A 7,401-nucleotide genomic window follows, 5' to 3' on the forward strand; every position below is an offset into this window, starting at 1 on the left:
CTTGATTAATACTTTCCACACTTACTGTCCGAATTCCTTTCACAATTTCTTTTGCAAATTTGCCTATTTTTTTGTGCAGGACACGCAATAAAAATGTCTAATCAGAATACTATTTAAAAAACTAGTCAAATGACCAATTAAAAAACCTTCTAACTGTCGATTCTAGTAGTCTTTTCAGATTTCTTGTAGAGACTTTTAAAAAGACTCCTTTTTTATAGCAATGTCAAAGTTTTTTGATTTTAAAATGAGTCTTTCAATCAAGGACTATACTTCGTATATCTAAGGGTGGTGGTGGCTGAATGTTATTTGAGATTACAACATCAATCTTTGCTGGTGGTTTGGCTGGTTATTCTTATTTAAAACAAAACGGTAGGGGAGATGATGCAGCAAAAATTCAGAGAATTTGCAACAACAACGGATTGACGATTACAGAGGATAAAAAGAAACGCAATATGCAGTTATTACGAAAATCAAAAATCAAAGATGGGAAAGACATAGTAGGAACAGAATACGCTTATCGAATTCCCCTAGGATTAAGTTTTAAGGATTTTGAAGATAAAAAAAGTCATTTACAAGATGGATTAAATAACAAGCAAACCATTTTAGACATTAACTTTCAAGATCTTAAAACTTTGCAACTTGACCGAACCATCATACAAAACATCAAGAAATTATTGAACAAGAAAAAGACACTCAAAAAGGAAATTGAAATGTCTTATGATGGGGTGTTGAAAATCCGTGTCTACAATGAACCTTTGCCTAAGAAATATGATTTTGAACCTGGAATGACTACAGGGTGGAAAGTGCCTGTAGGAAAAAGTCGAAGTGGATTAATCATTCATGATTTTGAAAAGAAAGCACATATCATTGTGGCCGGAACAACTGATTTTGGGAAATCCAATTGGGTAAACTGCACTATTAATACCCTTCTTATTAATAAACCAGATGACGTAACCTTTACGCTTATTGATTTAAAAGGTGGTTTAGAGTTCAACCGATATAGGAAGTTAAAACAGGTGAAAGCCTACGCAACCAATGTAGAGGAAGCAAAAGAAGCCCTGCAATCAGCAGTTGATGAAATGAAACGTGTAACAGCAATATTATTGGATAAAGGCCATTCCAATGTTAAAGATGCAGGATTTGCTAAAAGGCATTTCATCATTATAGATGAAGCTGCAGACATGGCAGACAATAAGGATTGCCAAGAGCTATTAAAAGATATTGCCAGGAAAGGAAGAGCTGCAGGATTACGATTAATCTATACCACACAATACCCAACAGTCGAAACAGTAAGTTCCCAAGTGAAAAGAAACTGTATTGGCAGATTATCTTTTGTCTTAGATACCGCAACAGCTAGTGGGGTGGTATTAGATCAAGGTGGGGCAGAAAAACTTCCTCCTATACAAGGCAGAGCTTTATACAAAGATTTAGGTTTAATTGAGGTGCAAACGCCTTATATCACAAATGACAATATAAACAAAACGATACAACCTCACATCAACATCAGACCGAGAAAGGAAAGGGTTGACATGAATGAAACGAGAAGTGACCTGGAAGCAAAGGGAAGAAAACATACTCTTATCATTGAAGAAACTGGACTATCTTAATAGATCCCAATTGCAAATACTTCACAACTTAGGAACAGACCGTAACGCTTCAAGAGTATTGCAGAGAATGAGCGAATTTTTGAGTCATTTTAAAGATGGTGAGTATATCTATTATCTTAATAAAGAAGGAAGGGAACGAGTAGGAGCAACCAAAGTCTTGAAGAAAACTGCACAGGCTAGACACTACATTATGAGAAATTCTCTTTTTATCGCTTATGGGTGCCCTTCTACTTGGAGAAATGAAATAAAGCTAGAAGTCCCAAAGGTGGTGAAGGTGATAGCAGATGCACTGTTTCAACGTGAAAAGAGATATCATATTGTAGAAGTAGACCACACACAGAAAATGACCAAAAACAAAGGGAAGATAGAGCGTTACAGAAAATTAATCGAATCAGGAGTATTTGAAATCCCTCCTAAATTCGTCTGGATCACCACAACAGAATTAAGACGGAAACAAATCATGTCACTGTCAAAAGGGTTAGACACACAAGTTTTTATGGCTAAAGATTTTTATTAAGGGGGAACCATCATGTTTAGACGTAAAGAAGAAAAATGGTCAGTAAAGGAATTCATGAACCGCCATAATCAAGTAGAGGTCATCGACTCATTATCACCTTACGAAGTACACACAGCCAAAAAAGCCAAAACTGCAACAGTCTCATTCGGACTATCACTTTTACCACTAGCCTTTGCTCCACTCATGCAATCCACTCCTGCTATGGCTGCCGAATCCCTTCCAGTATTAGCTCCAACCGATGCCATGTATGACAAAATGCTTCATGCTTTTGATCCTCTCATTATGTTAGTTCAATCTCTCGCTTACCCTGTTGCAATGGTAGTCGTATTAGGTGGCGCAATCATGGTCATGATCAACCAAAGTGAAAAAGGATTTAGCATGATGCAGAAAGCCGGATTAGGGTATGTACTCGTTCAAATGACTCCATTAGTTTTGAATATCCTAGTCGATGCCATGAAGGCGATGTAAGATGATAGTCCGAATTACTTCCAAATTCAAAGAAATCAGCAGTATCCATCCTAACCCTCATACTGGGGTGGATATCGCATTAAAAGAGGGGACACCATTACGGAGCATTCAGGATGGAATTATTGAAAAAGTATACGATGGCAGCACGAATATAGGAAAGGGAATATCTGTTCGTTTTGAAGATGGTACACAAGGTATATACGGTCATTTAAGCGATGTAAAAGTAAAGGTAGGGCAATTAGTCCATGATGGGCAAATCATCGGCTACAGTGGAAATACAGGGCGTTCTACAGGCGAACATTTACACTTTGCCTTACAGAAGGATGGAGAGTTTATTGACCCTACTTCAGTCGTAGATCAGACCGTCAATTCATCTTGGTGGAGTCGTTTCTTAGAAAATGGATCAGTCGCAAACAATGACTATCCAACTTTATTAGATGTAGGGAGGAATACACTTGAAAAAATGTTTAGTCATGGGTTTGAGCATTGGCTTTCGAATTATATGTTGGCGTTACCTGTCTTGGTGGGGGTTAGCTTTGGTGTTTTTGGTCTCCTTAGCATGGTCCATCGCTCGCTTGCGACAGCTGGTGTAGGAATAGTGTTAGTGATGGGGGCAATTGCTGTCATATAGGAGGGATACTATGTTTTTTCAATACTACTGTTCATTCTGCCAGGAATACACCTACACACTATGGAACGTATACACCTCGGTCAATTGCTTCAACTGTTGCGGAGAGTCACAGGCTACAGGACTATCAATTGAATCCTTAGAACAAATCGGCTCGGCACTTTAACAGTGCGGAGCCTTTCCTAGTAAAAGGAGGATGATGTTATGCGTCCAGTAGTCATTGAAATGGTAAAAGGTAAACCTGTCATAGTGAGCTGTCCGAAGAAGGTCCAAGTGATTATCAGAGAACCTAAGAAAAGAGGATTCAAGAAACAGCTACGCACAGGTCTTTACCATGTCAAAACCTTTTTAGGCATCCATTAGGATGTCTTTTCTTCTTATATAAATAAGGACAGCCCTTATCTTCATACCTTGTAAAGAGGTGATTATCATGAAGGTAAAAATTATCAGAGGACCTTATACAGACAAAAACATTCAAGATTGTTATCATTATATAGTACAACAATACAGAAAGGAGAAACGTCTTGAAAGCAATTTACGTTCGAGTGAGCACAGAAGAACAGAGTATAAAGGGATACAGTATAGACGGCCAGATTGAAGATTGTGTTAAAAAAGCCGGGACTTCGAATGTATTAAAATATGTAGACGATGGGTATACAGGAGAAATCCTTGAACGGCCAGCATTAACAAAGCTTAGAGAAGATGCTATCGCTGGGTTAATAACAGAAATTATTTGTTATGATCCTGACCGACTTTCACGCAAATTAATGATTCAATTATTTTTGGATGATGAATTTAAAAAACAAGGAATTCAATTAACTTTTGTAAATGGGGAATACGCAAATACGCCTGAAGGCCATTTGTTTTTTTCTATGCGTGGAGCCATATCGGAATTTGAAAAAGCTAAAATCAAACAAAGAACAATGGGTGGAAGAAAACAAAAAGCTAAAAAAGGAAAGGTTGTGAAGGATTCAAAACTATTTGGATATTTTTACGATAAAGAAAAAGCAACGCTAATTATCAATGAAAAAGAAAGTAAAATAGTTAAGATGATTTTCGATTACTACACAGATTCCTCATATAAGTTCAAAGGGGTAAACGGGATTGCCAACCACCTTACGGAAACAGGGGTCCCTACTAAAAATGGCGCGAAAGTTTGGCATCGTCAAGTAGTTCGTCAAATCCTCATGAATGAAGCGTATACAGGAAAATACATTCAAAACCGATACAACACAGAAGGAATGTATGTAAAAAGGCAATCTGGAAAGGCTGCTTCTCAAACCATACGACCAGAAGAAGAATGGGTGGTAATGAAGATTCCTTCCATTATTGATGAAGATCAATTCCAGTATGCACAACAATTATTGAAAGAAGGAAGAAGAAGAAGTACAAAAAACGGAATACATGACTATTTGCTTTCTGGCTTAGTGCGGTGTGGCCGATGCGGATCTACCATGACTGGTAGAAGGACCCTTTCGCACGGGAAAAATTTTTATATCTATGAATGCAGGAAGAATTATGCTGGAGCTAAGACAAAAGGCTGCGGCAAGCAAATGTCCGAAAATAAGTTAAATAAGATTGTTTGGGAACATGTAGTATCGATATTCAATAACCCAGAATCGATTTATGAATATCAAGAAGAAGAAAAAGGAAAGCGACATATCTTAAATGAGATGCAAAGAATCGAAGAAGAATTAGAGAAAAATAAAAAAGGCCGAAAACGTCTGATCACGTTAGTCAGCCTGGATGATGATTTGGACTTAGAAGAAATAAAGGACCAAATCAAAACATTACAAGAAAAAGAACAAGAACTCACCTTATATTATAACCAATTGCAAAAGGAATTAACAGAAGGTGAATCTGTAAATGATAGTGTATTTGAAGAAGCAAAAGAGATGTATTTAAAACATGGTGATAACGTACCAAGGGAAGAACAAAAATATATAATCAATAAGTGTGTGAAGGAAATTGTAGTCTCAGCTGAAGGAGACGTAAGCATTTATTTGTTTTAGGGGTGTATCATTTTGCACCCCCTTATTGTAATCGAAATCTCATTTTCTATACATCTTGCCGCATAGGTTGCTAGCTTAGTCCCTTTTCCTTCTGAATAGCTTTCAATCGCCTTGATTAATCCAATCGTCCCGATGGATATTAAATCTTCAGTATCCTCTCCTGTATTTTCGAATTTCTTCACAATATGTGCAACCAATCTTAAATTATGCTCAATTAATAAGTTTCTGGCTTCTGCATCTCCGTTAGCCATAAGCTTTAAGTATTTTTGCTCATCTTTAGATGATAAAGGTTGAGGAAACGCATTATTTTTTACATACGACACCAGAAAAAATAATTCCTTCACCAAATAGCCGAGCGCAGTAAGAATGTCCGGCATAAATTCACCCCCGATTTATTAGACATTCGCCTATAAGTAATACCTATGAAAATAGTTGTTGAATCGTGTCTGTACTACTCAATTATTTTTACATTTTATTGTCATAACTGAGGATAAAGTAATTTTTATGGTGCAATAAAATAGAAAAATTCTGAAAAATGAGATATAATTGGAAGCAGTTTAGGAGGTATGTACATATGAAAACGTATTCGCCTGTATGGGATTTAGAGGTGTTTTTTAAAGGGGGAAGTGAATCAAAAGAATTTGAATCATTTCTAACTGCAGTGAAGGATGATTTAAGTGTATTTGAAGAAAAGCTTCATCAATGGGAAGTTTCTAATAGCTTATCCGATGCGGCTGAATTGGAATTGATTCTAAATCAATTTGCAAAGGCGTACAGTAAATTACGTCAGGCTGGTGCATTTGTTAGTTGCTTGGAAGCTCAAAACTCCAAAGACAAAAAGGCTTCAACATTAAGAGCGGAAATTACGGCAAGCAGTGCTTATTTCCAAAATATTTTAACTAAATTAGATGAAAAATTAACAAAGATTGATGATCAAGTATTTGGTGAATTAATCAATACAGACCCTTTACGTGAACTTCAATTTATTTTAAATGAACGAAGAGTCCGTGCTAAGGAAAAGCTTTCGGTTGAGGAAGAGACATTAATCACCCAATTGGGAGTCGATGGATATCATGGATGGGGCCAATTGTATGATACGATCGTAGGAACTATTACGATACCATTTGAAACAGATGGAAAAGTAGAGCACCTATCTGTTGGTCAAGCTTCCAATAAGTTCTCACATCCAAAACGAGAAGTTCGACAAGCTATCCTTACTGAGTGGGAAAAGGCATGGAGTGATAAAGAGGAATTATTTGCAAAGGCATTGAACCACCTAGCAGGATTCCGCCTTTCAGTCTATAAGAAACGTGGATGGGAAGAGGTTCTTAAAGAGCCATTAGAGATAAACAGAATGCAAAAAGAAACCCTTGAGAGTATGTGGGGTACTATTGCGGAAAACAAAGAGCCTCTAGTGAAATTTTTAAATAGAAAAGCTCAATTGCTTGGAGTGGAAAAGTTGAGCTGGAGTGATTTAGACGCACCTCTTACTGAAAGTGAGCAATCTACAGTAAGCTACCAAGAAGGAGCAGAATTCATACTGAAACATTTCGCTAAGTTTGGGGAAAAACTTACCTCGTTCACTGAAAAGGCGTTTGAAGACAGATGGATTGAAGCTGAAGATCGTCCTAACAAACGTCCGGGAGGTTTTTGTACTGGATTCCCTGAAAATGAACAATCCCGTATCTTTATGACGTATTCAGGTACACCTTCTAATATCTCAACCCTTGCGCATGAGCTAGGTCATGCCTACCATTCTTTTGCTCTTAAAGGAACTCATCCTTTAAATAGAGGGTATGCGATGAACGTTGCGGAAACTGCATCAATGTTCGCGGAAATGGTGGTTTCGGATGCATCATTGAAGGAAGCGAAAAATGAAAATGAAAAATTGACATTGCTAGAAGATAAAATTCAACGTACAGTAGCATTATTAATGAATATCCATGCTAGATTTCTATTCGAAACGAGATTTTACGAAGAACGGAAGAAGGGTATGGTTAGTGCTACCAAGTTAAATGAATTGATGCTTGAAGCACAAAAAGAAGCATATGGAGATGCCTTGTCTGAATACCATCCGACATTCTGGGCATCAAAACTACATTTTTATATTACAGGTGTGCCATTCTACAATTTCCCATATACTTTCGGTTTCTTATTCTCGCTCGGTAT

The 7,401-nt window shown here is 37.2% G+C and carries 8 protein-coding genes and 1 pseudogene; 8 read left to right on the plus strand and 1 reads right to left on the minus strand.

Annotated elements, in window-relative coordinates:
• The first annotated feature begins 299 nt into the window (after positions 1–299).
• From DBX25_RS04415 to DBX25_RS04435, 7 genes are all read left to right on the plus strand, one after another.
• Positions 300–1,607 (plus strand): FtsK/SpoIIIE domain-containing protein, encoded by a 1,308-nt coding sequence (locus DBX25_RS04415; protein ID WP_108669564.1) that lies wholly within the window; start codon positions 300–302, stop codon positions 1,605–1,607.
• Positions 1,534–2,124, plus strand: a complete 591-nt coding sequence (locus DBX25_RS04420) for a replication-relaxation family protein (protein ID WP_108669565.1) — start codon at positions 1,534–1,536, stop codon at positions 2,122–2,124. The genes DBX25_RS04415 and DBX25_RS04420 overlap by 74 nt, the downstream gene beginning before the upstream one ends.
• A 12-nt stretch (positions 2,125–2,136) precedes the next feature.
• Positions 2,137–2,592, plus strand: coding sequence for a hypothetical protein (locus tag DBX25_RS04425; RefSeq protein ID WP_108669566.1), 456 nt, complete (start codon positions 2,137–2,139; stop codon positions 2,590–2,592).
• 1 nt (position 2,593) lies between these two features.
• The gene (locus DBX25_RS04430) at positions 2,594–3,223 is read left to right on the plus strand and encodes a M23 family metallopeptidase (protein ID WP_108669567.1); all 630 of its coding nucleotides are present in this window, start codon (positions 2,594–2,596) and stop codon (positions 3,221–3,223) included.
• Between the two features lie 10 nt (positions 3,224–3,233).
• Complete coding sequence (locus tag DBX25_RS20495; RefSeq protein WP_157950885.1) at positions 3,234–3,386, plus strand: hypothetical protein; 153 nt, start codon at positions 3,234–3,236, stop codon at positions 3,384–3,386.
• A 38-nt stretch (positions 3,387–3,424) separates the two neighbouring features.
• Entirely contained in the window at positions 3,425–3,583 is a 159-nt protein-coding gene (locus DBX25_RS20500; protein WP_157950887.1) for a hypothetical protein, read from the plus strand.
• Positions 3,584–3,744: 161 nt separating this feature from the next.
• Entirely contained in the window at positions 3,745–5,232 is a 1,488-nt protein-coding gene (locus DBX25_RS04435) for a recombinase family protein (protein ID WP_108669568.1), read from the plus strand.
• 11 nt (positions 5,233–5,243) lie between these two features.
• Here the strand turns inward: DBX25_RS04435 and DBX25_RS04440 are convergent.
• Positions 5,244–5,609: pseudogene (locus DBX25_RS04440) on the minus strand (sigma-70 family RNA polymerase sigma factor); the annotation flags it as partial.
• A gap of 197 nt (positions 5,610–5,806) precedes the next feature.
• Between DBX25_RS04440 and DBX25_RS04445 the strand changes: the two are divergent.
• Positions 5,807–7,401 (plus strand): M3 family oligoendopeptidase (locus DBX25_RS04445; protein ID WP_240620148.1); only part of this gene is annotated, 1,595 nt, incomplete at its 3' end.

This window comes from Peribacillus acanthi, assembly GCF_003073175.1.
GTDB classification, from domain to species: domain Bacteria; phylum Bacillota; class Bacilli; order Bacillales; family DSM-1321; genus Bacillus_BN; species Bacillus_BN acanthi.

Bases quoted from the DNA above. Each gene is read 5' to 3' on its own strand.
- DBX25_RS20495 (WP_157950885.1), top strand. From the start codon at position 3,234: ATGTTTTTTCAATACTACTGTTCATTCTGCCAGGAATACACCTACACA.
- DBX25_RS04430 (WP_108669567.1), top strand. From the start codon at position 2,594: ATGATAGTCCGAATTACTTCCAAATTCAAAGAAATCAGCAGTATCCAT.
- DBX25_RS04420 (WP_108669565.1), top strand. From the start codon at position 1,534: ATGAAACGAGAAGTGACCTGGAAGCAAAGGGAAGAAAACATACTCTTA.
- DBX25_RS04415 (WP_108669564.1), top strand. From the start codon at position 300: ATGTTATTTGAGATTACAACATCAATCTTTGCTGGTGGTTTGGCTGGT.
- DBX25_RS04425 (WP_108669566.1), top strand. From the start codon at position 2,137: ATGTTTAGACGTAAAGAAGAAAAATGGTCAGTAAAGGAATTCATGAAC.
- DBX25_RS20500 (WP_157950887.1), top strand. From the start codon at position 3,425: ATGCGTCCAGTAGTCATTGAAATGGTAAAAGGTAAACCTGTCATAGTG.